We start from the raw sequence: 24,972 nt of genomic DNA on the forward strand, positions 1-24,972 counted from the left end.
TGTTCATGGACTTAACGACGTCCAGTGTCATCACCCCGCACATCAACGGCGAGCAGCACACGCTGCCCGTCGATCACCGCACCACCCTGCTCGACGCCCTGCGCGAGCGGCTCGACCTGACCGGCACCAAGAAGGGCTGCGATCAAGGCCAGTGCGGTGCCTGCACCGTTCTGGTCGACGGCCGCAGGACGGTGGCCTGTCTGCAACTCGCGGTCGCGGCCGAAGGGCGTGAGATCACCACGATCGAAGGTGTCGCGGAGGGCGACCGGCTGCATCCCGTCCAGCAGGCGTTCCTCGAACTGGACGGCTACCAGTGCGGCTACTGCACACCCGGACAGATATGTTCGGCGATCGGCATGCTCGCGGAGCACTCCGCCGGATGGCCGAGTGCCGTTTCGGGCGATGTACGTCCGGCAGCCGGGCCGGCACCCCTGACTCCCGCGGAGATCCGCGAGCGGATGAGCGGCAACCTGTGCCGGTGCAGCGCCTATACGTCGATCGTCCAGGCAGTCGCACGAGCCGCCGAGGCAGACGCCGCACCGGATGCGGATGTCCGGACACAGGCCGCGGAGGCTGCCGCATGAAGGAGTTCGACTACCGCAGGGCCTCCGACGTGCCGGGTGCCGTCGCCCTCCTCGACGCCGATCCGCACGCGCGCTACCTCGCCGGCGGCACCAACCTGGTCGACCTGATGAAGTGCGGCGTGGAACGGCCCGATCGCCTCGTCGACGTACGGCAGCTGCCGCTGGACCGGATCGAGCCGGCCCCGGACGGCGGACTGCGCGTCGGCGCCACGGTCACCAACAGCGACCTCGCCGCCCACCCCGACGTCCGCAGCCACTATCCGATGCTGGCCCAGGCAGTACTCGCCGGTGCCTCCGGCCAGCTGCGCAACATGGCCACGGTCGGCGGCAACCTCCTCCAGCGCACCCGCTGCGCCTACTTCACCGACACGACCAAGCCGTGCAACAAGCGCACCCCCGGCAGCGGCTGTCCGGCCCTCAGCGGCGAGCACCACAACCATGCGATCCTCGGCGCATCCGAGGCCTGTGTGGCCGTACACCCCTCGGACATGGCCGTCGCCCTGACCGCCCTCGACGCCGTCGTGCATTACGAAACCGCGCACGGATCCGGCGAGTTGCCGCTGGAGCGGATGTATCTGCCGGTCGCCGGCACGCCGCACCGCGAGACGGCCCTGCCGGCGGGTGCGCTGATCACCGGTGTCTCCCTGCCGCCGGTGCCGGTCGCGGCCCGCTCCCGGTACCGCAAGGTACGCGAGCGCGCCTCCTACGCCTTCGCGCTCGCATCCGTTGCCGCCGCGATCGACATTCGCGACGGCATCGTGCGCGACGCGCGCCTCGCGTTCGGCGCGGTCGCCTCCAGGCCCTGGCGCGCCCGTGCCGCCGAGCGGGCCCTGATCGGGGCGCCCGCCACCGCCGAGACGTACGCGGCCGCCGCCGAAGCCGAACTGCGGGCGGCCCGGCCGCTGCCGCACAACGGATACAAGGTGACCCTGATGCGCAACCTGACCGTGGCCGTGCTGAGCGAGCTCCACGAGGAGGCCACGCGATGACGACCACGGCACAGAAGACCGCCGTACGCGCGGTCGGTACGGCTCGTACGAGGGTGGAGGGCCGGGACAAGGTGACCGGCGCGGCACGCTACGCCGGCGACATCCCCTTCACCGGACTCTGCTACGGCTGGCTGGCGCTGTCCACCGTGGCACGGGGGCGCGTTCGTGACATCGCGAGCGCTCCCGTCCTCGACATGCCCGGCGTCCTCGCCGTCCTGGACCACCGCAGCGCCCCACGCCTGAACACCGACTACGTCGGACTGATGGGCATCAAGCCCGATCCCACCTACGCCGTCTTCCAGAACGACACCGTGCCCCACCTGGGCTGGCCGGTGGCCCTCGTCGTCGCGGAGACGCCCGAGCAGGCGCGCGAGGCGGCCGAGTCCCTGGTCGTCGAGTACGAACTGCTGCCGCACGAAACCGAGTTCGACGGAGACCATCCCGGTTCCTACCCCGTGGACGGGCACATGCCCGGGGTGACGGACAAGGGCGACCTGCAAGCCGCACTGGCCGCGTCGGCCGCCGTCGTGGACGAGGAGTACACCACCCCGGAGGAACACCACCACCCCATGGAGCCGCATACGGCGACCGCCCGCTGGGAGGACGGCCGTCTGGAGGTCGTCGACTCCAACCAGGGCGCCACCTGGGTGCTGGGCGAGCTGGCGAACCTGTTCTCGCTCGATCCCGCATCGGTACGGGTGCGTTCGGAGCACGTGGGCGGCGGCTTCGGCAGCAAGGGCGTTCGCGCTCACCAAGTGGCGGCCGCGATGGCCGCGATGATTCTCCGGCGGCCGGTGCGCGTGGCGCTGACCCGGCCCCAGATGTTCACGCTGGCCGGGCATCGCAGCCCGACGGTGCAGCGGGTCAGGCTCGGGGCCGACGCCGACGGGCGGCTGCGCGCCCTGGACCACCGCTCGGTGAGCCGCACGGCCACGGTGTACGAGTTCGTCGAGCCGAGCGCCGGCGTGGCGCGGGTGATGTACGACGCCGACGCCCACCACACGGAGAACCGCGTCGTCCGGCTCGACGTACCCAGCCCCACCTTCATGCGCGCACCCGGTGAGGCGCCAGGATCCTTCGCCCTCGAAGCCGCACTCGACGAACTCGCCGAGAAATGCGGCATCGACCCGATCGCACTCCGGCTGCGCAACGAACCCGAAAGAGGCCCGGTCTCCGGCCTGCCCTTCGCCCGCCGCAACCTGCGCGCCTGCTTCGAAGAAGGAGCGCGCCGCTTCGGCTGGGCCGAGCGTGATCCCCGCCCGGGCGTGCGGCGTGACGGCCGCTGGCTGCTGGGCACCGGGACCGCCGCCGCGTCCTTCCCCGCGGGGGCCGCCCCCTCCACCGCCACCGTCACCGCCGAAACCGACGGCCGCTTCACCGTACGGATATCGGCCGCCGACATCGGCACCGGCGCACGGACCGCGCTCACCCTCGTCGCGGCGGACGCCCTGGACGTCCCCCCGGAGCGGGTGACCGTGCTGATCGGGGACAGCGAGTTCGGCTTCGCGATGATCGCGGGCGGCTCGATGGGCACGCGCTCCTGGTCCATGGCCGTCATCGCGGCCGCCCGCGACCTGCGAGAGCGCCTCGTCCCCGGCATGGCGATGCCCGCGGAGGGAATCACCGTGCGATCGGACACCACCGCACAGATCGCCGCGCTGGCGAACCTGGAACGCCACTCCTACGGCGCCCAGTTCGCCGAGGTCGCCGTGGACCCGGCCACGGGCGAGGTCCGAGTACGGCGCATGCTCGGCATCTTCGCCGCCGGGCGCATCGTCAACCCGCTGACCGCGCGCGGCCAGTTCACCGGCGGCATGATCTGGGGCATCTCCATGGCCCTGCACGAGGAAGCCGTGCGCGATCCGGCGTTCGGCGGCACTGTCGGCGCCGACCTGGCCGGCTATCACGTGGCCACGCACGCCGACGTCCCGCACATCGAGGCGGACTGGGTGGACGACGCCGACCCCGACGACCCGTCCGGCATCAAGGGCATCGGCGAGGTGGGCATCGTCGGTGCCGCGGCCGCCATCGCCAACGCCGTCTGGCATGCCACAGGCGTACGGCATCGCAGCCTGCCGATCCGCCCGGACCGCGTTCTTCCGACGGCGGGCACCGATGCTTGACCTGCTCCCGGAACTGCGGGCCTGGCTGGACGACGGCCGTGACATCGCCGTGGCCACGGTGGTGTCCGTCAGCGGCAGCGCACCGCGCGGTCCCGGTGCCGCCCTGGCCGTCGACCGGGCCGGCACTGTCATCGGCTCGGTGTCGGGGGGCTGCGTCGAGGGCGCGGTCCACGACCTGTGCGCCCAGGCGCTGGAGACCGGGCGCGGCAGCGTGGAACGCTTCGGCTACAGCGACGAGGACGCCTTCGCCGTGGGCCTGACCTGCGGCGGCGTCCTCGACGTGATCGTCACGCCCGTGCTCGCTGACACACCGGTCAGGACACTGTTGAAATCCGCCCTGCACGCCCTGGACAAGCGCGAGCCGGTGGCCCTGGCCCGAGTCGTCGAGGGCTCGCCCGAGCACCTCGGTACTGCCCTCCTCGTACATGGCGACGGCTCCACGGAAGGCGGTCTCGGGATTCACGACGACCTCGACCGCACAGCCGCGGCACAGGCCCGGGCCGCGCTCGACGCGGGCCGCACCGGCACCGTCGAGCTGTCGCCGGACGGCTCGCACTGCCCGGACGGGCTCGTCCTGCTCGTGGAGGCCGGCACAGCGCCGCCGCGGATGATCGTGTTCGGCGCGGTCGACTTCGCCGCGGCACTGGTACGGGCCGGTAAGTTCCTGGGCTTTCACGTCACCGTGTGCGATGCCAGGCCGGTGTTCGCCACACCGGCCCGTTTCCCCGGAGCGGATGAGGTCGTCGTGGACTGGCCGCACCGCTATCTGCGGGGCACCAGGACCGACGAACGGACCGTGTTGTGCGTCCTGACGCACGACGCCAAGTTCGACATCCCCCTGCTGGAGGTCGCACTACGGCTGCCGGTCGCCTTCGTGGGCGCGATGGGTTCACGCCGTACCCATGCCGACCGGGACCGCCGACTGCGTGAAGCAGGCCTGAGCGAGGAGGAGTTGGCGCGGCTCAAGTCGCCCATCGGGCTCGACCTGAAAGGCCGTACACCCGAGGAGACCGCCCTGTCCATCGCGGCGGAGATCGTCGCCGCCCACCGAGGCGGAACGGGTCGTCCCCTGAGCGGCACGAGAACACCGATCCACTGACTCCTCCCGTGTCGACCACGCCTGAAGCAAGGTGAGCGGGACCCGCGCGGCCGGGCCGCCCGGGTCCTGCCCCCGCAGCCGGGGCCGGGCCCGACTTCAATGTGCTCGCTCGACCGCCTTCGCCGTACGCCCTGTTGTCGGGCGTGCTGCAACGGTCGTGCACCGTCCTTCCAGGGCCTCGGCGAGCTGTGCGAGCAGGTGCTGCAGTTCCCCGCTCGCCAGCAGATGGTCCAAGTCCAGCCAGTCAGAACGCACCTCACGCGCCATCGACTGCCAGCGCTGCATGCCCCGTGGGGTGAGACGGGCCAGGACGCGGCGCCGGTCGGCCGGGTCGGTACGACGGTAGACCAGGTTCTGGTCGACGAGTTGGTCCATCAGCTTGGTGAGGCTGGGAGCCGGCAGGAAGGCGTGGTCGGCGAGGGCGGTCATGTTGTGGCCCTGGCCGTCGGAGAGCAGGTCGAGCACTCGCCATGCCTCCACGGAGCACTCGAACTCGTCCAGGACGCACTGCACTCGCCGCTCGGCGAGACGTTCGGCCCGCGTGAGCAGGTAGAGCAGTTCCTGCGGCCGTCTCGCCATGCGTGCTCCTCCACTCGCGCTCGCCGGCCGGTGCGCCTGAGGCTACCGTCGATCACCGGGCTCTTGAAATGAGGGAATCAGAATAACTGTTCCTTTCTGTGGGAAGCATTGATCGCCGTTGTTGTGATGCCCTCGGCAGATGTATTCGGCAGCGGCTTCTTCGATTTCGGACGCCCGCGTTACTTTCACTGGAAACTGTTCTTCAATTGCTCCGAAACGCGGTCGAAACAGTTTCCCCGCAGGCTGTGTCGCACTTCAGCGACCAGCCCGGACACCACCCCGGAACGGCTGGGGAACCCGTGCGCCGACACCGCCACTTCTGAAGCGCCTACCCCTTCATTCCCTCCCCAGAGTCTTTCCGCTCTCTTCACATCGCCCTTCGGGGCAAGGAGGTTGTGCATGTCCGGGTTCAGCATCAGCCGACGCGGTCTCCTCGCCGGTATCTCGGCCGCAGGCGTATCCGCCGCCCTGAGTGCGTGCGGCGCCAAGACGGGTGACACCGCGTCCACCGGCTCCGGCGCCAAGGCCGACACGTCCGGCGACACAGTCAAGGTCGGCCTGCTGAACTCGCTCTCGGGCACCATGGCGATCAGTGAAGTCACCGTCCACAACGCGCTGTTGCTCGCGGTGAAGGAGATCAACGCCGCCGGTGGCGTGCTGGGCAAGAAGCTCGAGGCCGTCAGCCAGGACGGCGCCTCCGACTGGCCCACCTTCGCCGAGAAGGCAGAGGCCCTCATCAAGGACGACAAGGTCGTGGCCACCTTCGGCTGCTGGACCTCGGCCAGCCGAAAGGCCGTCAAGCCGGTTTTCGAACGGTACAAGTCGCTGCTGTTCTACCCCGTGCAGTACGAAGGCCTGGAGCAGTCGCCGTACATCTTCTACATCGGCGCCACCACGAACCAGCAGATCGTGCCCGCGCTGGACTACCTCAAGAAGCAGGGCCTGACCAAGCTCTACCTGGTCGGCAGCGACTACGTCTTCCCGCGTACCGCCAACAAAATCATCAAGGCGTACGCGAAGGCCAACGGCATGGAGGTCGTCGGCGAGGACTATGCCCCCCTCGGTTCCACGGAGTTCGGAACCATCGTCAACAAGGTCAAGGGCGCCGGTGCGGACGCCGTGTTCAACACCCTCAACGGTGACTCCAACGTGGCCTTCTTCAAGGAGTACAAGTCCGCGGGCCTGACCGCGAAGAGCCTGCCGGTGCTCTCGGTCTCCATCGCCGAGGAGGAGGTCAAGAGCATCGGCACCCAGTACCTGGACGGCCAGCTCACAGCCTGGAACTACTACGAGACCACGCCGGGCGCGGCCAACACGAAGTTCGTGGCCGCGTACCAGGCGGCGTACGGCAAGGACAAGCCGACCTCCGACCCGATGGAGGCCGCGTACATCTCCGTCCACCTGTGGAAGGCGATGGTCGAGAAGGCCGGGTCCTTCGACGTGGCGAAGGTGAGGGCCGCCTCCGACGGCATCGAACTCGAAGCCCCCGAGGGCAAGGTGACCGTGGACGGCGCCACCCAGCATGTCCACAAGACCGCCCGGATCGGCAAGGTCGGCTCCGACGGCCTGATCAGCGAGGTGTGGAACTCCGGCAAGCCGGTCAAGCCGGACCCGTACCTCAAGGGTTACTCCTGGGCCTCCGGACTCTCCTGAGCCACGCCCCGCCCGGCATCGGGCCCGGCCCTCCGCAGAGGTCCGGGCCCACGGCACACGCGTACACCCTTTGCCCCCGACCCGGAGCCGACCCCATGACGGTCATCCTCAACCAGTCCCTCACCGGCATCAGCATCGGTGCCGTCCTGCTGCTCATCGCCCTCGGCCTGACCCTGACCTTCGGCCAGATGGGTGTGATCAACATGGCGCACGGCGAGTTCATCATGGCCGGCGCCTACACCACGTACGTGCTGCAGAAGTCCATCACCAGCGCGGGCGTCTCGCTGCTCGTCGCTCTGCCGATCGCCTTCCTGGCCGCCGGAGCCCTGGGCGCCCTGCTGGAGTGGCTGCTCATCCGCCGCCTCTACACACGCCCGCTGGACACGCTGCTGGTGACCTGGGGCGTCTCGCTGATGCTCCAGCAGCTCGCCCGCGACATCTTCGGCGCCCCCAATGTACAGACCGCCGCGCCCGACATCCTCACCGGCAACATCGCGCTGGGCGGCGGCATCACCTTCGCCAACAACCGCCTGTTCATCCTGGGCCTGGCCCTGCTGAGCGTCCTCGCCCTCACGCTCATCCTGAAACTCACGCCACTGGGCCGCCGTATCCGGGCCGTCGTCCAGAACCGCGACCTGGCCGAGGTCTCCGGAATCGCCACCGGCCACGTCGACCGCATCACCTTCTTCATCGGCTCGGGCCTCGCGGGCGTGGCCGGCGTCGCCCTCACCCTGGTCGGCCCGATCGGCCCGACGATGGGAACCAACTACATCGTCGACGCCTTCCTGGTCGTCGTCGTGGGTGGCATCGGACAGCTCAAGGGCAGTGTCATCACCGCCTTCGCCCTGGGCATCCTGCAATCGGTCCTCGAATACTCGACGACGGTCAGCGTCGCCAAGGTCATCGTGCTCGTCGCGATCGTCGCCTTCCTGCAGTGGCGACCCCAGGGCCTGTACACACTGCGCACCCGGAGCCTGGCATGACGACGACCACTCCCACGTCCGCCGTGGCGGCGCCGTCGCCCACGTCCCCGCTTCAGCGGTTCCGCGTCCCTGCCGGGTTCGTTCTCGGCGCCGTTCTCCTCCTCGGCGTCGCACCCGTCGTCCTCTCCGACTTCCGCCTCAACCTCCTCGCCAAGTACCTGTGTTACGCGATGGTCGCGGTCGGCGTCAGCCTCGCCTGGGGCCGTGGCGGGCTGATGGTGCTCGGCCAGGGCGTCTTCTTCGGCCTCGGCGGCTACGCCATGGCCATGCACCTCAAGCTCACCGACGCGGCCGCCACCGGCGAGACCCTGCCCGACTTCATGCAGCTGTACGGCACCGGCGACACCCTGCCCTGGTGGTGGAAGCCGTTCGCCGATCCGGGCTTCGCGCTCGCCATGACGGTGCTGCTGCCGATGGCGGTCGCCGCGCTGCTCGGCTTCTTCGTCTTCCGCCGCCGGGTGAAGGGCGCCTACTTCGCGATCCTCAGCCAGGCGCTGGCCGCCGCCCTGTCCATCTGGCTGATCGGCCAGCAGGCCACTACCGGCGGCACCAACGGCCTCACCGACATCCAGGGCTTCTTCGGCTACTCCCTCGACGACCCCGTCAACCAGCGGATGGTGTACTTCGTCATCGCCGCCGTCCTGCTGCTCCTGATGATCGGCGCCCGCCAGTTGTTCGTCAGCCGGTTCGGTGAACTCCTCGTCGCCGCACGGGACTCCGAGGAGCGGGTGCGCTTCCTCGGCTACAACCCGGCCAACGTCAAGCTCGTCGCGTACGTCCTCGCGGCCGGCATGGCGGGCCTGGCCGGCGCCCTTTTCGTCCCGGCCGTCGGGATCATCTCCCCGGCGCTGATCGGGATCGTGCCCTCCATCGGCTTCGTCATCGGCGCGGCGGTCGGCGGCCGGGCCTCGCTGGTCGGCGCGGTGCTCGGCGCGATCGCGGTGGCCTGGGCGCAGAGCACGCTGTCCGACGCCTTCCCCGCCGCGTGGACGTATCTCCAGGGCCTGCTGTTCGTGGTCGCGGTCTGCTTCCTGCCCGGCGGTCTGGCCTCCCTGGGCGTCGTCCTGCGCCGACGCCGTACCGCCACCGGTACCGCTACTCGTACGACGGGAGAGACGGCATGAGCGGCGAGGGACTGACCGTCCGCGACCTGAGGGTGATCTTCGACGGCTTCACGGCCGTCGACGGCGTCGACCTCGACATCCACCCCGGAGACCTGCGCTTCCTCATCGGCCCCAACGGCGCCGGCAAGACCACCCTCGTCGACGCCGTCACCGGCCTGGTGAGGGCCACCGGCTCGGTGCGTTTCGGCGACCAGGACCTGCTGGGCAGGCCGGTCCACAAGATCGCCCGCCTGGGGATCGGACGTACGTTCCAGACGGCCACGGTCTTCGAGGAGCTGACCGTCCTGCAGAACCTCGATATCGCGGCGGGCGCCGGGCGGGGCCCGTGGACGATGCTCCGGCGCCGAACAGGCATCCCCGAGCCGGTGGCGAGGGCGCTGGAGACCACCGGGCTGACCCACCTGCGCGACCGCCCCGCCGGCGTCCTCGCCCACGGGCAGAAGCAGTGGCTGGAGATCGGCATGCTGCTCGTCCAGGACGTGCGGCTGCTGCTGCTCGACGAACCGGTCGCCGGCATGAGCCACGACGAGCGCGAGGCGACCGGCGCGCTGCTCCAGCGGATCAGCACGGACCGCACGGTCGTCGTCATCGAGCACGACATGGACTTCATGCGCTCCTTCGCCCGCAGCGTCAGCGTCCTGCACGCCGGCAAGGTCCTCAGCGAGGGCACCGTCGCCGAGGTCCAGGCCGACGCCGACGTCCAGGAGGTCTACCTCGGCCGGACCACGGAACCCGAGCCCGCTCCCGCCACAGCCGTGGCCGTCGCCGAGGAGGCGTGAGTCAGATGCTGGAGATCAGCTCCGTCCAGGCCGGCTACGACCGCACCACGGTCCTGCACGGCGTCACGGTCACCGTCCCGAAGGACGGAGTCGCCACCGTCCTGGGCCACAACGGCGCCGGCAAGAGCACGCTGCTGCGCGCCGCCATGGGCCTCATCAAGCCCAGGAGCGGCACCGTCCGGCTCGACGGCGAGGACATCACCCACCTCGCCCCGCACCAGCGGGTCGCCCGCAAGATGGCGTACGTCCCCCAGGGCCAGCAGTGCTTCCCCCACCTCACCACCGCCGAGAACCTCCGACTCGTGGCCGACGGCCGCCCCGACGGCAGAGCGGCGACCGCCGAGGCACTTGACCTCTTCCCGGTCCTGCGCGAGCTGTCCGGCCGCCGCGCCGGCCTGCTCTCCGGCGGCCAGCGCCAGCAACTCGCCATCGCCCGCGCGCTGATCACCCGCCCCAGGCTCCTGCTGCTCGACGAGCCGACGGAGGGCATCCAGCCGTCGGTCGTCGCCGAGATCGAGGAGACGATCCTCGCCCTCACCCGGCGCGGCGGCCTCTGCGTCCTCCTCGTCGAACAGCACGTCGGGTTCGCCATGCGCGCCGCCCAGCGGTACTACGTACTGGAGGCCGGGCGGGTGACGTCCTCGGGCGAGGGCGGAACAGCCGCGGAACAGGCCGTACGGGCGGTGCTCAGCGTGTGAGTTCCGGACGGGACCGAGGCGGTCCGGCCGAGCCGGACGGCGGCGCCGGTCCGGCCGGACCCGGTGCCCTGGCCGCGAGCAGCGTGTGCTGTGTACGACCGCCGGAATTCTCAGCGGTTCGGTGACCGTCGCAGTGTCAGCACCGCCACGTCGTCGTGCTGCTCGTCGTCCCCGGCGAACGCACGTGCGTCGTCGTAGAGCGCACGCGGCAGGTCGGTGGGGGAGGGCGGCGTGGGCTGGGCGAGGCGTTCGGTCAGGCGCTCGGTGAGGGGGAAGAAGGCGCCGTCGTCGGCGCGGGTCTCGGTGAGTCCGTCCGTGGTCAGCAGCACAGTCGCGCCGGGCGGGAAGACGAACCAGTCGACGGTCACGGGTTCGGTGGCAAGGTCCCCCAGCCCGAGGGGGACGCCGGACGTGAGGACCGGTGTCGTCACGCTGGCCTCCTGCAGCACCTGCGGCAGGATGTGGCCGCAGTTGATGGCCTGTGCCTCCGCGCCCGCATCGATGTTGAGGATGAGCGCGGTGACGAACCGTTCGTCGTCGCCGGTCGTCGCCGCGTAGGAGTTGTGCCGCACGACGGAGGCGTCCAGGGCGTCGACGAGAGCGGTCAGCGTGGGCTCGTGGTGAGCCGTGGCGCGAAAGGCACCGATGACGGCGAACGCGGCGCCGACCGCGGGGAGTCCTTTGCCTTGGACGTCACCGATGAGCACCCGGTCCCCCAGGGTGATTCGACGACGTCGTAGATGTCGCCGCCGACCAGCCGGTCCTCCTGTACGGGCTCGTACAGGCCGTTCACCAGGACGTCATCGGTGAGCATGGGCAATGGGCGCAGGATGTGGCGCTGCATCGCGGCCGCGGTGGAGCGCAGCCGCAGCATCTCCTGCTCGCGGTTGATGCGGCGGTGGCAGGCGTAGACGGAGGCGGCGCCCAGGACCAGGGTGAGCAGAATCATGAGGATCCTGTCGAGCAGTGGCCGCTCCTCACCGTGCCGGACCAGCAGGGTCACGATGACCACGAGTTCGGTCCAGGCGAACACGAACTTGGTCTGGCGGACGGTGCACAGCGCCGATGCGGACCCCGGAAGGAACACGAGAAGGCCCAGGAGCCACACCGGGGACTGCGACACGACGTCCAGGATCGCGACCACCAGTGTCACCGAGGCGACGACGATCACCGCTTCGGCCGTGCTCGGTGGTTCGATGGCCTCGACCGGACGCGCCTTCTTCTTCGCATGCTTGCGGAGCACGAGACCTCCGGGACAGACGGAATATTCTCCCCCATACCGTAGGCAAGCTCGGCAGGAGGGTGGCCGCGCCCCGCCGGACGACAAGCCCTGGTCACGGCAGGCGATCCGGGTCGAACGCGGTGCAGCGGGCAGTCGTCCGGCCTGATGCCTCCTGCCCTGCCGGTCTGGCTGCGCCCCCGAGCCTCCTGCACTCGGGGGCGCGGTCGTAAGGGTGTGACAGGACTCGGCCGTTGACGTTCCGGCAGTGGCATGGAACGGGCGGTGATGGCCGGTGTGGGCCCTGCGGGCGCGCTGCGCGGTCGGCGGTCCGGATGTCAGGCGGAGAGGGCGGCGAGGAGCCCTTACCGCGCCCTGCCTTCTCCACCCGCCTGGTCGGTCAGGCGAGCACGGGGTCCAGGAACGTCAGGACGCCCGCGTCCGCGTCGAGGCGGGCCCGGACGCCGACGGGAAACGTCTGCTGCGGGACGCCGTGGCCGATGTCCGCGCCGACCAGGACCGGGATACCGAGGTCGCCGAGCCGGTCGTGCAGCAGTTCCTCGACGCGCTCGCGGGTGCCGCAGTCCGTGAACGTGCCGCAGACGATGCCCGCGGCGCCGTCGAAGTAGCCGGCGCGGCGCAGCTGGGTGAGGAAGCGGTCCAGCCGGAAGGTCTCCTCGTCGACGTCCTCGAGCAGGACGATCCCGCCGCGGGCCGGCAGCGACGTGTCGGTGCCCAGCGAGCAGGCCAGCAGGGTGACCGTGCCGCCGAGGGTGACGCCCTCCGCGGTGCCGCCGACCAGGGGACGGGAGTCCGGGAAGCGCAGCTCCTTCACCGAGGTGGGGTCGGTGAGCACTGCGGCGAGCGCGTCGAAGTCGGCGCGCCCGGGGTGGAAGCCGCGGATGGCGGGCATCGGGCCGAACAGCCCCGTCCAGCCCAGCTTCACGGCCACCGCTTCCAGCAGGGCCGTCACGTCGGAGAAGCCGATGACGGTGCGCGGGGTGGGGGTGCCGACGGCGTCCCAGTCGACGAGTTCGAGGGTGCGCTGGGCGCCGTAGCCGCCGGCTGCGCAGAAGACGGCCGTGAACGCCGGATCGGTGAGCGCCGCGGTGAGGTCGCGGGCGCGCAGCGAGTCGTCTCCGGCGAGGTACTCGCCGCCTGCGCGCGCGGAGGTGAAGACCTCGGGCTGGAGACCGAGGCCGCGCAGCGATTCGAGGCCGATCTCCAGGTTCTCCTGGTTGGGCGGGCCGCTGGCGGCGATGACGGCGACCCGGTCACCGGGCCGGGGCGCGGCGGGGCGGACGAGCCCCTCCGGGGGCAGGGCGGGCGTGGGCATGGGACTCCTTGAGGGCGATGCGCAATGCGCAATGCGCGACGCGCGGCGGGCGGTGGGCGGACAGTGGCGCGGCGAGGGGGCCGCGGTGTGGGCTGATGGAACCGATGGCGTAGGCGGACGGACCGGGCCTGCGGTCAGTGGGACTCCAGGAACGCCGCGAGGAGTGCCGCCCGCTCCAACAGCGAGGAAAGCGAGGCGTGTTCGTCCTCGCCGTGGGCGCCCGCGCCCGCCGGTCCGAGTCCGTCGACGGTCGGGATGCCGAGCGCACCGGTGAGGTTGGTGTCGCCCGCGCCGCCGGACGAGCCGAGCGGCAGCTCCAGGCCCAACGTGCCTGCCAGCGCCACCAGTTCGGCGGCCAGCGGGTTGGCGGGGTCCATCGCCCAGGCCGGGCGGTGGGACAGCGCCCGCGCGGACAGGGCGGCCCGCTCCCGGACCGGCGTCGGTTCCAGTACGGCCTTCAGCAGGGCCTGTTCGGTCTCGGGGGTGGCGTAGCGCAGGCCGATCTCCGCCTCGGCGTGGTCGGCGACCACGTTGGCCCGGGTGCCGCCGGTGATGGTGCCGACGTTCAGCGCGGCGTCCGGCAAGGAGGCGGCCGTGGCCCGCAACGACGCGAGCTGGTCGACGAGTTCGTCGATCGCGGAGACGCCGAGGGCGGCGTCGAGACCGGCGTGGGCGCTGACCCCCCGCACGCTCAGCCGGACCCGGGCCACGCCCCGTCGGCCGATCTTCAACGCGCCGCCGGGCAGGGGCGGTTCGAGGCCGAGCACCGCGTGGGCGCCCTCGGCGTGGCGCGCCACCAGACGGGCGCCGTCGGGGCTGCCGATCTCCTCGTCGTTGACCACCACCAGCCGGACCGGACGCCTCGGCGCGGCGCCGGTGCGCGACAGCAGGTCCATGGCCAGTTCGACCGCTACCAGGGAGCCCTTCATGTCGAAGACGCCGGGGCCGGTGACGGTGTCGCCGTCCTCGGCGAGCGTGAAGGGCCGCCGGGCGGTCGTGCCGGCCTCGAAGACGGTGTCGCTGTGCGCCACCAGCAGCGTGTGCCCGGTGCGCACACCGTCCCCGTCCGGGGACGGTGTCCCGCGGCCGTTCCAGTACGCCACCAGGTGGTCGCCGCCCGGTCCCGACGGGTGCTCGATCCGGTCGGCCGTGGCGGCGAGGCCCGCGGCGAGTTCCGTGCCGAACACGGCCGCGAGGCCGGCGTCCGCGGAGGGCGTCTCCAACGAGACCAGGCGCTCCCAGCGTTCGAGGACACGGTCGCCGGACGTGCGGGCGAGAGCGAGGAGTTTGGTCGGCTCAGCCATAGCAGTTCTCCACGGCGGAGGTGACGACCCGGGTCAGCGCACGGAAGCAGCGGATCGCCTCGTACATCGTCGGCAGTGTGAACCGTACGGTCAGCGGGTCGGTCTGGACGATTCCGGGGATGTAACAGGCAGCGGGTGCCAGGTGGGCGGCGTCGAAGGACACCTCGTAGGTGTAGCCCTCGGCGGGCGGGGCGAGCGGACCGGTGGGGGCGGGCAGGGCGCCGAGGCCTTCGCGGGCGGCCTCGGTGATCCGGGCGGCGCTCAGCTCCGGCGGCAGGCAGATCGCGGAGTAGCGGTCCACGCAGGTCTTGACCACGGCGTGCGCGGCGTGCGGCGCCCAGCCGCGGGCGTCCTCGCACGTCAGGTCGTCGCCGGTGACCAGGATGACCGGGACGCCGTACTCGTCGGCGAGGAGCGCGTTCATACGGCCCTCGGAGGCGGGCTCGCCGTTGATGCGGACCGCGGTGATGGTGTTGGGCAGATAGGTGTGGGCGAGGACGCCGGGCTGGCCGGCGCCGGTGTGGTAGCCGACGAACGCGACCGCGTCCGGGGACCGGTCGATGCCCTCCATCATGCCCAGCGGCTTGTGCGTGCCGATGAGCAGCCTGGCCCGCCGGTCGAGCCGGTCGAGCAGGAGGTTGCGCTGGTCGGCGTGGGCCTCGTTGACGAGGATCTCCGTGGCGCCGGCGGCGGCGAATCCGGCGATGGCGGCGTTGACGTCCTCGGTGAGGAAGCGTCGGTGGTACTCCCATCGGGGGTGGCCCGGCTCGCAGTCGTCGGGGAAGGTGACGCCGGTGACGCCCTCCATGTCGGCCGAGATCAGGACCTTCATGCTGCCTGCTCCTTCGGGGTGTCGTGATGGGTGCCGGGACGGATCGTCCAGGTCCGTACGGTGTGCCGGGCCAGTTCCTCGACGTCGACGTCCAGGCCGAGGCCGGGACGCGAGCGGGGCACGGCGACCATGCCGTCCACGGCGCGGATCGGCGGCGTGACGATGTCGCGCCGGTAGTACTTGTCCGAGCCGGAGACGTCCGAGGGCAGCGTGAACCCGGGCAGGCCCGCGAGGGCCAGGTTGGCGGCCCGGCCGATGCCGAACTCGTGCATCCCGCCGCACCACACCGGCACACCGGCCTCCAGGCACAGGTCGTGCACGGTCTTCGACGGGCCGAGCCCGCCGAGCCGGGACACCTTGATGTTGACGATGTCGGCGGCGCCCAGGTGCAGCGCGGTGCGCAGCACGTCCGCGGTGGTGACCGACTCGTCGAGGCAGACCGGGGTGTCGAGCCGGGCCGCGAGCCGGGCGTGCGAGAGCAGGTCGGTGGCGGCGTACGGCTGCTCGATCATCAGCAGGCCGCGGCCGTCCAGCTCGGCGAAGACTGCTTCCTGCTCGGGCCGGTACGCGGTGTTGGCATCGACCTGGAGGGCTACGCCGGGGAAGGCGTCCTGGACGGCGCGGACCGGTTCGAGGTCCCAGCCGGGACGGATCTTCAGCTTGATCCGGCGGTAGCCGTCGGCGACGTGCCGCGAGACCTGCGCGAGCAGCGCGTCGATCGTGGGCTCGATGCCGAGGCTCACCCCGGCGGCCACCGTGTCGGCGTCGGCGCCGAGCACGTCCGCGAGCGGCTCGCCCCGCTGCTGCCCGTACAGGTCCCAGCAGGCCATGTCGAGGCCGGCGCGGGCGAAGTGGTTGCCGCTCACCTTGGCGGTGATCCCTGCCGCCTCGCCGGGGTGCTCCCATGGGCGGCCGAGCAGCATCGGGGCCAGGTAGTCGCCGAGCACCTGCCAGCAGCTCGACGTGGACTCGCCGCAGTAGTACGGGTCGCTGGGCGAGGCGCACTCGCCCCAGCCGACGCTGCCGTCCTCGGCGGTCGTGCGGACGACGATGTGCTCCAGGTGGGACTTGCGGTGCGAGCTGGTCTCGAAGGAGTGGACGAGGTCGAGCCGGACCAGCGCCAGCTCGATCTCGGCAAGAGTGACGGTCATCTGTGGGGTGTCCTACCGTGCGGGGCCCGGTCAGGGGCGGGGAAGCGTGGGGTGAGCGGCGGCCCGGGGGGTGAAGCGGTACGCGGCGAGGCCGTCCGGCAGACGTACGCAGGAGACGGCCGCGTAACGGTCGGCGAGCAGCCGGGCGAAGGTGCCGCTGAGCCGGCCGCGCAGCCGGGCGGCGTGCTCCGGACCGGTCTCGGCCCGCAGCCGGTGCCAGTCGTCGGGCAGGACCACGATCCGGTCGTCGCCGTCGTGGTACATCTCGCCGGCGTGGTGGCCGCCGGGCGGCGCGGCGGGCGCGGTCCCGGCCGGTCGCGCCGGGTCGTCCAGGTGCCAGGAGACGATGAAACGGTCGGTGGACTCGCCGGTGGCGGCGCCGAAACCGGAGGTGCCGTACATCGCGGACTTGAACGAGTCCACGACCGCGCCGAGCACGTCCAGGTTGAAGTGGGCGTTGCGGGTCTGCATCGGGTCGTACGCCCAGCGGATCAGCGTGGTGCCCTCCGCGAGGCAGCGTTCGCGCTGGCCGAGCTTGAGCAGCCGTCCGATGCCGAGGCCCTGGCGCTCGTGCGCCACCACGGCGAGTTGCGAGTACTGGTACAGGCGCGAGCCGTTTCCGTCCGTGGCTTTCTCGCGGGCGAGGAAGCTGTAGGTGAATCCCACCAGGTCGTCGCCGAGATAGGCGCCGAGGACCAGCCCGCTGTTGTGCTGCAGGGCGGTGAGCAGACGGGGGTTGAGGCTGCCGTCGCCGGGACGCAGTCCCATGACCCGCTCGTACAGCGCGACGCAGTCGGCCATCTCGAGCGGGCCGTCCACGTCCCGTACGACCAGCGGCGGGCCCTGCGGGGTCCGGGGTGCGCTCCTGGGTGTCGCCGTCGGGTTCACGACACGCTCGCGAGGTGACACGCGGCCCGACCGCCGGTGGGCGCCTGGGCCGGCAGCACCGGCAGCGTCCGCCGGTCGCAGCCCGCCTGGGCGCGGCCCGCCGCGTCGAGGCCGGCCCACAGCGGGCAGCGCGGGTGGAACCGGCAGCCGTCGGGTACGGCCGTCGGGTCCGGCGGCTCGCCCTGGAGCAGTTGCGGCCGTCCGCCGCGGGTGCCCTCGGCGGACACCACGGAAAGGAGTGCCTTGGTGTACGGGTGCTTGGGCGCGAGCAGGACCTCCTCGACGGTGCCGACCTCGACGATCCGGCCCAGGTACATCACCGCCACCCGGTCCGCGATGTTCCAGGCCAGACCCAGGTCGTGACTGACCACCAGGGAGGACAGGCCCAGATCGCGGCGCAGGTCGAGGACCAGCTTCAGGATCTCGCCGCGCACCGAGGCGTCCAGCGAGGCCACCGGCTCGTCGGCGACGATCACGGAGGGTTCCAGGGCGAGCGCGCCCGCGATCACGACGCGCTGCTGCTGGCCGCCGGACATCTCGTGCGGGAATCGCGACAGGAAGTGTTCCGGAGGGCGCAGTCCGGCCTTGGAGAGCGCGGTGTGCACCCGCTCTTCGAGGCCGTCCCGCATCCGGTGCAGGCGGGGCCCCTCGGCGACGGCGTCGAAGACGTTCTGCCGCGGGTTCAGCGCGCCGCCGGGGTCCTGGAGGACAAACTGGACCTTGCGGCGGTGCGCCTTGAGCGCGGCGCTCGTGTAGCGCAGCGGCTCGCCGTCGCACAGCACCTGGCCGGACGTGGGCTTGACCAGGCCGGTCAGCGCGCGGGCCAGGGTGGACTTGCCACAGCCGGACTCGCCGATCAGCGCGAGGATCTCGCCGCGGCCCAGTTCGAGGTCGACGCCGTCCACCGCCCGGGCGGGGCCGCGGCCGGCCCGGGGCGGATAGGTGATGCGCAGGTCGCGAACCTCCAGCGCGGGCGCCGTGGCAGCGGTGGGTCCGTCGACCGTGCCGGTGGTGGTGGCGGTCATGAGACGGCTCCTTCCGCGGAGGGCTCGGGCGCGTCCGGGGAGAGTTCCGGTACGTCTGAGGGCGGAACAGGCGCGTCCGCGCTGGATTCGGGCAGGTCCGGGGAGACGTCGGGGAAGTCCGGCAGCACCCGCAGGCACGCCGACAGCCGGCCGGGACCGGCCGCCACCAGCCGTGCGGGCGTCTCCGTACAGACCTCGTGCACGTCGGGACAGCGCGCCGCGAACGGGCAGCCGATGCCGAGGGCGGCCGGGTCGGGCGGGTCGCCGGGCAGGCCGGCCGGCGCCCTGCGCGAGGCGGGGTCGCCGATGGTGGGGAACGCACGCGACAGCGCCCGGGTGTAGGGGTGCCGCGGGTCGTCCAGGAGCTGCCGGGACGGGCCGGACTCGACCAGTTCACCGGCGTACATCACGGCGAGGCGGTCGCACATCTGGCCGAGGACGGACAGGTCGTGGCTGATCATGATGACGCCGATGCCCTCGTCGCGCACCAGGTCCGAGAGCAGGTCCAGGATCTGGGCCTGCACCATCACGTCCAGCGCCGTCGTCGGCTCGTCCGCGATGATCAGGTTCGGGCGGCAGGCCAGCGCCATCGCGATCATGATGCGCTGTCGCTGGCCGCCGGAGAACTCGTGCGGATAGCTGCGCATCCGGCGCGCCGGTACGCCCACCGACTCCAGCAGTTCGCCCGCGCGGGCGCGGGCCTGCTTGTCGGTGATGCGGCCGCCCTCCTCGCCGCCCCTGCGGCCGTGCAGCAGGATCGGTTCGACGAGCTGGTCGCCGATGGTGTGCACCGGGTTGAGCGCGGTCATCGCACCCTGGAAGACCACGGAGGCCTCCGCCCAGCGCACCGCGCGCATCCGGCTCCATTTGGCGGTGAGCAGGTCCTCGCCCTGGTAGAGCACCTGGCCGGTGACCTTCGCGGCGGCCGGCAGCAGCCGCAGCAGGCTCATCGCCAGCGTGGACTTGCCCGAGCCGGACTCGCCGGCCAGGCCGAGCGTCTGCCCGGCGTCCAGGGTGAGGTCCACCCCGCGCACGGCGGGCACCGTGCGCCCGCCGCTGCGGTACGTGACCTCGAGGTCCTTGACCTCCAGCATCGCGTTCAACGTGTCTTCACCGACCTCGGGTTGAGAAGGGTCTCCACGGCGCGGCCGGTCAGGGTGAAGCCGAGGACGACGATCAGGATGGCGATGCCCGGCGGGTACAGGTACCACCAGGCGCCGGAGGTGACGGCGCCGCCGCTCAGCGCCGAGTTGAGCATCGCGCCCCAGGAGATGCCCGTCGGGTCGCCCAGACCGAGGAAGGTCAGGGTCGCCTCGGACAGGATCGCCGAGGCCACCGTCAGGGTGGAGGAGACCAGGATCAGCGGGGTGACGTTCGGCAGGACGTGCCGCAGCATCACCTGCGGACCGCCCGCGCCCAGCGCCCTGGCCCGCTCGATGAAGGGCTTGGCCTCCACCGCGAGGGTCTGCGCCCGTACCAGCCGGGCCGTGGAGGACCAGCTGGTGACCGCGATGGCGATGGTGATGGACGCGGTGCCCTGCCCGATCACGGCCGACAGGGAGATGGCCAGCGGCAGGCTCGGCAGCGCGATGAACCAGTCGGTGAGGTGCATCAGCGCCTTGCCGATCCAGCCGCCGTAGTGCCCGGCGACCAGGCCGACCGCGCTGCCGAGCACCACCGTCAGCGCCGTCGCCATCAGACCGATGGACAGCGAGGAGCGCGCTCCCCAGATGACCAGCAGGAGGATGGAGCGTCCCTCCTGGTCCGTGCCGAGCGGGTAGCCGTCGGTCGGGGAGTGCAGGGAGGGCCCGTCGACCTTGATGACGTCGAGGTCGTTGTCCGAGATGAACAGCGGCGCGCAGACGGCCAGCAGACCGAACACGACCAGGATGGTGAGGCCGGCCACGCCGGAACGGATGCGGACGAAGGAGCGGACGAAGCCGGCGAATCCGTCGTGGCGCGGCTTCGGTGCGAGCGGCCGTGTGGCCGGCGCGACCGGCGGCGCGGGGTCGGCCCCGGCTTGCGGCGGGGAGACGGCCTCGGTGAGGGGTTCGTGGTGGGTCACTGGGCACGCACCCGGGGGTCGAGGAAGCGGTAGATCACGTCGGCGAGCAGGTTCATGAGGATCACCGACGCGCTGAAGACGATGAACGTGCCCTGCAGCAGGGGCAGGTCGGGCACCTTCAGGGCCTGGTAGCTGAGCTGGCCCAGGCCCGGCCAGGAGTACACGGTCTCCACGGTGATGGCACCTCCGAGCACCGTGCCCAGGTGCATGAAGATCATGGTGACCGAGGGCAGCAGGGCGTTGGGCACCGCGTGCCGGCGCCGTACGTCGTCGTCCCGCAGGCCCTTGGCCCGCGCGGTGAGCAGGTACGGGCTGCCCAGCTCGTCGATGATCGACGAGCGCATGACGGCGACGTACTGGGCGAAGACCACCAGGACCATGGTCAGACAGGGCAGGACCAGGTGTTTGGCGACGTCGAGGACGTGGTCCAGGCCGCCGGTGATCGCCGGGTCACTCATCCCGCCCGCGGGCAGGAAGCCGGGGACCGGACCGATGCCGACGCTGAAGGTGATCAGCAGGATCATGCCCAGCCAGAACGTCGGCACCGACCACAGCGTCAGGGACGCGCCGGTGGCGATACGGTCCAGCCAACTCCCGTGACGCCAGCCGGACCTGACGCCCAGCCAGAGGCCGAGAGCCACCGAGATGACGGTGGCGGTGCCCATCAGCAGCAGGGTCGGCCACAGCCGGTCGCCGATCAGGGAGCTGACCGGCTGCTGGAACTCCCAGGAGTCTCCCAGGTGACCGGTCAGGGTGTCGGTGACGAAGTGGAGGAAGCGTTCGGGCACCGACTGGTCCAGGCCGAGCTGGTGGCGCAGCTGCGCCATCTGCGCGTCGCTGGTCGGCCGGCCGCGGGTGATGGACTGCACCGGGTCGGCCGGCATCAGGCTGAACAGGACGAACCCGATGACGAGGGTGGCCAGGAAGCTGATGGCCGCGGCCACCAGCTTGGTGGCGAGGTAGCGGGCGAAGCCGGAGCCGGGCCGGAGCCCGCCGCTCGGGGCGGCGGGCTCGGCCGTGACGGCGCCGGTGGCGGTGGCGTCGATTGTTTCAGCCACGGTCTACTCGCGGTCGTCGGAGGAGGAGCGGCGGCGTGCCAGGAACACTCCGCCCGCGGCCAGGACGACCACCACGGCCGCCGAAGCGCCGATCACCGTGCCGGAGTTGCCGTCCGAGGAGGAGGACGCGGACTTGGCGGGGGTCGCGTTCAGGTACTGGTGGAAGGAGTTCTGCGCGGGGTAGGCGCCGGCGGAGTTCGCCTTGCCGGCCACGATGCCGCTCACGTGGTCGGTGCGGTACGCGGCGAGACCACTGGCGTTGTAGATCATGATGTTCTCGTTGGCCTTGTACAGGATGGCCTGCATCTGACGCAGCAGGTCGGCCCGCTCCTTGTCGTCGAAGGCGCTCTGCTGACGCAGGAACAGGTCGTCGTAGTTCTTGTCGCAGAAGAACGAGTCCGTGCTGCCGCCCTCGCCCTTGCTGTCGGGCAGCGCCGAGCAGGTCTGGATGCCCAGCAGGTACGTCGGGTCGGGACCGGTCGACCAGGAGTCCATCAGGATGTCCCAGTCGCCCTTGGCCAGGTCGGCGTTGAGCTTGGCGGAGCTCATCGACTGGATGTCGGCCTTGACGCCGATCTCCTTGAACCAGCCCGTGAGATACGTGGACACCTTGGCGTCGCCGTCGTCGTCGGAGTGGATGCCCAGGCGGAACTCCAGCTTGCGCCCCGACTTCGGGTCGACCCGGATGCCGTCCGAGCCCTTCTTGTAACCCGCTTCGTCCAGCACGGAGTTGGCATTGGCCGGGTCGTAGCCGAACTTCTCCGAGTCGGAGGGCTGCCACGCGTACTGCGGCAGCGACTGCGGCAGATAGCTGCCGCCGACCTCCGCCAGGCCGTTGCGGACCTTCTTCACGATGGTCGCCCGGTCGATGGCGCGTGCCAGCGCCTCACGCACCTTGACGTCGGCGAGCGCCGGGTGACCGGTGCCGATCTTCTTGCCGTCGCGGGTACGGGCGCCGCCGTTGACCTCGATGCCGCTCCAGCGGTTGCCGACCTGCTCGTAGGCCTTGATGCCGGACTGGCCCTTGAGCGCCTGGTACTGGGTGGGGTTGAGACCGCTGACGTAGTCCAGCTGGCCGGAGCGCAGGGCCGCCACCGCGGCGTCCGTGTTCTTGAACGACTGCTCGATCATGTGGTCGTAGTGGGGCGCGCCGAGCACGAAGTCCTTGTTCGCGTCGAACTTGGCGTACTGCTCGGCCTTGTAGTCCGTCAGCGTCCAGGGGCCGTACCCGACGATCGGGAAGCTGTCGTTCTTGTAGTTCTTCAGGTCCGTCACGTGGGATTCCCAGATGTGCTTCGGCACGATCGGGATGCCCGACACCGGGATGCTGACCGACAGCATGGTGGCCTGCGGCTTCTTGGTCTTCACGACCAGGGTGGTGTCGTCCGGCGCGGTGACCGACGCGAAGTTGCTCACCAGGGAGCCGTTGGCGGTGGCCGCCGTGGAGTTGCTCATGATCAGGTTGAACGTCCAGGCGGCGTCCTCGGCCGTGATCGGCTTGCCGTCGCTCCACTTCAGACCCTTGTGGATCTTGAAGGTCCAGGTGAGCTTGTCGTCGGAGGTCGTCCAGGAGTCCGCCAGGTACGGCTTGACGGTGCCGTCCTGCTCCACGGTGTCCAGCGCCGGGTAGATGCCGGCGAACACGTCCAGGCTGCCCGCGAAGTAGGCCAGGAACGGGTTGAGGGAGTCGATGCCGATGCCGGTGATCGGCATCCGCAGCGTGCTGCCGCCGTTGTCGGCCGTGGCGGCCGGTGCGAGGGCGAGGCTCGCGCCGGTGGCGAGCAGCAGCGACGTGGCGAGCGCGGCGGCCTTGCGGCCGGTTCTGCGCACGGGGGCGGGCTTGGTCATCGTGACTTCTCCTGGAGGTGCCGGCGGCGCGGGGCCGCGAGGGGACGGGAGAGATGAGGTCGCTGCGCCGAGGACCCGGGGATGGGCCGCAGGGCGTGATGGTGCGTGCAGAGTGCACTTATTGGTTCATGCATTGGTTAATGCATTGGTGCATGCATGAATATGTGTATGCATGCGGTGGGGGTCTGGTGGGCGGGTCCGGTCCGTGGTGCCGTGGCCGGTCCCCGCGGGGTTCAGCGGAGGTGCGGGGCGGTCATCGCTGCGCCTTCTGGGACCCGGTGCCGGTGCGCAGGAAGTCCTCCAGCACCCGTACGCCGAACTCCAGGCTGCTGACGAGGACTTGCTCGTCGACGCCGTGCACATACCGCCACACGTCGAAGCCGGGCGGGGTGAGGCCCGGGCCGAACCCGTAGCACTGGATGCCCAGTCGGGCGAACGCCTTGGCGTCGGTGCCGCCCGACATGATGAACGGCAGCACCAGCGCTTCAGGATCGGCGCGGTGCAGTGCCGCCGCCATCTGTGCGAACTCGGCCGAGGTGTGGTCCGCCGAGACCGGCGCGGCGAAACTGTGGAAGGACCGCGAGACCTTCTCGCCGAGCAGGGCGTCCACGGTGGCGAAGAACTCCTCCTCCGCGCCCGGCAGGATCCGGCCGTCCACGGCGGCCGTCGCCTCGCTCGGGATGACGTTGTGCTTGTAACCCGCCTTCATCATGGTCGGGTTGAGCGTGTTGGCGACGGTGGCCTCGACCAGCTTGGCCGCCTCGCCCAACTGCGCGAGGGACGCGGGGTCCGCCGGGTCGACCGTGATGCCCAGACGGGCACTGAGCCCCTCCAGCAGCGTGGCCACCGCCGGCACGATCCGCACCGGCCAGCGGTGCGCGGCCAGCGCGGCAAGGGTGTTCGCCAGGGTGGCGACGGCGTTGTCCGTGCCGGGCCGGGAGCCGTGACCCGCCGCGCCGCGCGCCGTCAGGTCCATCCACGCGCTGCCGCGCTCGCCGACGGCGATCGGGTAGAGCCGGGAGGCGTCCGGCAGATGGACCGAATAGCCGCCGGACTCGCCGATCGCGGTGGTGACGCCCTCGAAGAGGTCCGCGTGCCGGTCGACGAGGAAGCCCGCCCCCAGCTCACCGGTGTCCTCCTCGTCCGCGACGAACGCCATCACGATGTCACGCGCGGGCTTCACCCCGCGGCGCGCCCAGGACCGGGCGGCCGCGAGCATCATCGCGTCCATGTCCTTCATGTCCAGCGCCCCGCGACCGAGGATCGCGCCGTCGCGTATCTCCCCGCAGAACGGGTCGAAGCTCCAGTCGGCGGGCTCGGCCGGAACCACGTCGAGGTGGCCGTGGACCAACAGGGCCGGGGCGTCGCGGTCCTCGCCGGGGATGCGGACCACGGTGCTGGCCCGGCCCGGCGCCGACTCCAGCACCACCGGCTCGTAGCCGGACTCGGCGAGCAGTGCGGCGGTCCACTCGGCCGCCTCCCGCTCGCCGCGGGAATCGCCACCGCCGTAGTTGCTGGTGTCGAAACGGATCAACCTGGCGCACAGCTCGGTGACTTCGGAGATCAGTGCGGCGTCCTCGGCGGGCGACGGAGCGCCGCCGTCCTGACAGAGGGAGGGGTCGTTCATGGGAAGGA

General features: G+C 71.1%; 21 protein-coding genes and 1 pseudogene. 9 read left to right on the forward strand and 13 right to left on the reverse strand.

Annotated elements, in window-relative coordinates; all coding sequences use genetic code 11:
- Window positions 1-5: 5 nt before the first annotated feature.
- Genes ACZ7OY_RS24085 through ACZ7OY_RS24100 form a run of 4 tightly spaced genes read left to right on the forward strand, consistent with a single transcriptional unit; the run spans window position 6 to window position 4,795 of the window.
- Window positions 6-584, forward strand: a complete 579-nt coding sequence (locus ACZ7OY_RS24085) for a (2Fe-2S)-binding protein (RefSeq protein WP_471913260.1) — start codon at window positions 6-8, stop codon at window positions 582-584.
- Complete coding sequence (locus ACZ7OY_RS24090; RefSeq protein ID WP_471913261.1) at window positions 581-1,573, forward strand: FAD binding domain-containing protein; 993 nt, start codon at window positions 581-583, stop codon at window positions 1,571-1,573. The genes ACZ7OY_RS24085 and ACZ7OY_RS24090 overlap by 4 nt, the downstream gene beginning before the upstream one ends.
- On the forward strand, window positions 1,570-3,696 hold the full coding sequence (locus tag ACZ7OY_RS24095) for a xanthine dehydrogenase family protein molybdopterin-binding subunit (RefSeq protein WP_471913262.1): 2,127 nt from the start codon (window positions 1,570-1,572) through the stop codon (window positions 3,694-3,696). Before ACZ7OY_RS24090 ends, ACZ7OY_RS24095 begins: the two co-directional genes overlap by 4 nt.
- The gene (locus ACZ7OY_RS24100) at window positions 3,689-4,795 is read left to right on the forward strand and encodes an XdhC family protein (RefSeq protein WP_471913263.1); all 1,107 of its coding nucleotides are present in this window, start codon (window positions 3,689-3,691) and stop codon (window positions 4,793-4,795) included. The genes ACZ7OY_RS24095 and ACZ7OY_RS24100 overlap by 8 nt, the downstream gene beginning before the upstream one ends.
- Window positions 4,796-4,891: 96 nt before the next feature.
- Here ACZ7OY_RS24100 and ACZ7OY_RS24105 read toward each other — a convergent pair whose 3' ends face one another.
- Complete coding sequence (locus tag ACZ7OY_RS24105; protein ID WP_471913264.1) at window positions 4,892-5,374, reverse strand: MarR family winged helix-turn-helix transcriptional regulator; 483 nt, start codon at window positions 5,372-5,374, stop codon at window positions 4,892-4,894.
- A gap of 399 nt (window positions 5,375-5,773) precedes the next feature.
- On the opposite strand from ACZ7OY_RS24105, the gene urtA reads away from it, so the two are divergent.
- The 5 genes from urtA (at window position 5,774) to urtE (ending at window position 10,611) form a co-directional block, all read left to right on the forward strand.
- Window positions 5,774-7,027, forward strand: coding sequence for an urea ABC transporter substrate-binding protein (urtA, locus tag ACZ7OY_RS24110; RefSeq protein ID WP_471913265.1), 1,254 nt, complete (start codon window positions 5,774-5,776; stop codon window positions 7,025-7,027).
- 95 nt (window positions 7,028-7,122) lie between these two features.
- Window positions 7,123-8,010 carry an urea ABC transporter permease subunit UrtB gene (urtB, locus tag ACZ7OY_RS24115; protein WP_471913266.1) on the forward strand — a complete coding sequence of 296 codons (888 nt, stop codon included), beginning with the start codon at window positions 7,123-7,125 and terminating at the stop codon, window positions 8,008-8,010.
- Complete coding sequence (urtC, locus tag ACZ7OY_RS24120) at window positions 8,007-9,134, forward strand: urea ABC transporter permease subunit UrtC (protein ID WP_471913267.1); 1,128 nt, start codon at window positions 8,007-8,009, stop codon at window positions 9,132-9,134. Before urtB ends, urtC begins: the two co-directional genes overlap by 4 nt.
- Complete coding sequence (gene urtD / locus ACZ7OY_RS24125) at window positions 9,131-9,913, forward strand: urea ABC transporter ATP-binding protein UrtD (RefSeq protein ID WP_471913268.1); 783 nt, start codon at window positions 9,131-9,133, stop codon at window positions 9,911-9,913. Before urtC ends, urtD begins: the two co-directional genes overlap by 4 nt.
- Before the next feature lie 5 nt (window positions 9,914-9,918).
- On the forward strand, window positions 9,919-10,611 hold the full coding sequence (gene urtE, locus ACZ7OY_RS24130) for an urea ABC transporter ATP-binding subunit UrtE (RefSeq protein WP_471913469.1): 693 nt from the start codon (window positions 9,919-9,921) through the stop codon (window positions 10,609-10,611).
- A gap of 110 nt (window positions 10,612-10,721) precedes the next feature.
- On the opposite strand, the pseudogene ACZ7OY_RS24135 reads toward urtE, so the two are convergent.
- The 12 genes and pseudogenes from ACZ7OY_RS24135 to ACZ7OY_RS24190 form a co-directional block, all read right to left on the reverse strand.
- Window positions 10,722-11,854: pseudogene (locus tag ACZ7OY_RS24135) on the reverse strand (PP2C family protein-serine/threonine phosphatase).
- 376 nt (window positions 11,855-12,230) lie between these two features.
- Window positions 12,231-13,166 (reverse strand): S66 peptidase family protein, encoded by a 936-nt coding sequence (locus tag ACZ7OY_RS24140; RefSeq protein WP_471913269.1) that lies wholly within the window; start codon window positions 13,164-13,166, stop codon window positions 12,231-12,233.
- A 134-nt stretch (window positions 13,167-13,300) separates the two neighbouring features.
- The gene (locus ACZ7OY_RS24145; protein ID WP_471913270.1) at window positions 13,301-14,470 is read right to left on the reverse strand and encodes a M20/M25/M40 family metallo-hydrolase; all 1,170 of its coding nucleotides are present in this window, start codon (window positions 14,468-14,470) and stop codon (window positions 13,301-13,303) included.
- A complete protein-coding gene (locus ACZ7OY_RS24150; RefSeq protein ID WP_471913271.1) occupies window positions 14,463-15,302 on the reverse strand; it encodes a M55 family metallopeptidase in 840 nt (279 codons plus the stop codon). Before ACZ7OY_RS24150 ends, ACZ7OY_RS24145 begins: the two co-directional genes overlap by 8 nt.
- Window positions 15,299-16,453 (reverse strand): o-succinylbenzoate synthase, encoded by a 1,155-nt coding sequence (gene menC, locus ACZ7OY_RS24155; RefSeq protein ID WP_471913272.1) that lies wholly within the window; start codon window positions 16,451-16,453, stop codon window positions 15,299-15,301. Before menC ends, ACZ7OY_RS24150 begins: the two co-directional genes overlap by 4 nt.
- Before the next feature lie 30 nt (window positions 16,454-16,483).
- Entirely contained in the window at window positions 16,484-17,341 is an 858-nt protein-coding gene (locus ACZ7OY_RS24160; protein ID WP_471913273.1) for a hypothetical protein, read from the reverse strand.
- Complete coding sequence (locus ACZ7OY_RS24165; RefSeq protein WP_471913274.1) at window positions 17,338-18,366, reverse strand: ABC transporter ATP-binding protein; 1,029 nt, start codon at window positions 18,364-18,366, stop codon at window positions 17,338-17,340. The genes ACZ7OY_RS24160 and ACZ7OY_RS24165 overlap by 4 nt, the downstream gene beginning before the upstream one ends.
- Window positions 18,363-19,460 (reverse strand): ABC transporter ATP-binding protein, encoded by a 1,098-nt coding sequence (locus tag ACZ7OY_RS24170; protein WP_471913275.1) that lies wholly within the window; start codon window positions 19,458-19,460, stop codon window positions 18,363-18,365. The genes ACZ7OY_RS24165 and ACZ7OY_RS24170 overlap by 4 nt, the downstream gene beginning before the upstream one ends.
- Before the next feature lie 5 nt (window positions 19,461-19,465).
- The gene (locus ACZ7OY_RS24175; protein WP_471913276.1) at window positions 19,466-20,431 is read right to left on the reverse strand and encodes an ABC transporter permease; all 966 of its coding nucleotides are present in this window, start codon (window positions 20,429-20,431) and stop codon (window positions 19,466-19,468) included.
- A complete protein-coding gene (locus ACZ7OY_RS24180) occupies window positions 20,428-21,489 on the reverse strand; it encodes an ABC transporter permease (RefSeq protein ID WP_471913277.1) in 1,062 nt (353 codons plus the stop codon). The genes ACZ7OY_RS24175 and ACZ7OY_RS24180 overlap by 4 nt, the downstream gene beginning before the upstream one ends.
- A 3-nt stretch (window positions 21,490-21,492) precedes the next feature.
- A complete protein-coding gene (locus ACZ7OY_RS24185; protein ID WP_471913278.1) occupies window positions 21,493-23,337 on the reverse strand; it encodes an ABC transporter substrate-binding protein in 1,845 nt (614 codons plus the stop codon).
- A 253-nt stretch (window positions 23,338-23,590) separates the two neighbouring features.
- Complete coding sequence (locus tag ACZ7OY_RS24190; RefSeq protein ID WP_471913279.1) at window positions 23,591-24,964, reverse strand: M20/M25/M40 family metallo-hydrolase; 1,374 nt, start codon at window positions 24,962-24,964, stop codon at window positions 23,591-23,593.
- Window positions 24,965-24,972: the final 8 nt, after the last annotated feature.

The organism is Streptomyces sp. NPDC107559 (assembly GCF_055657365.1).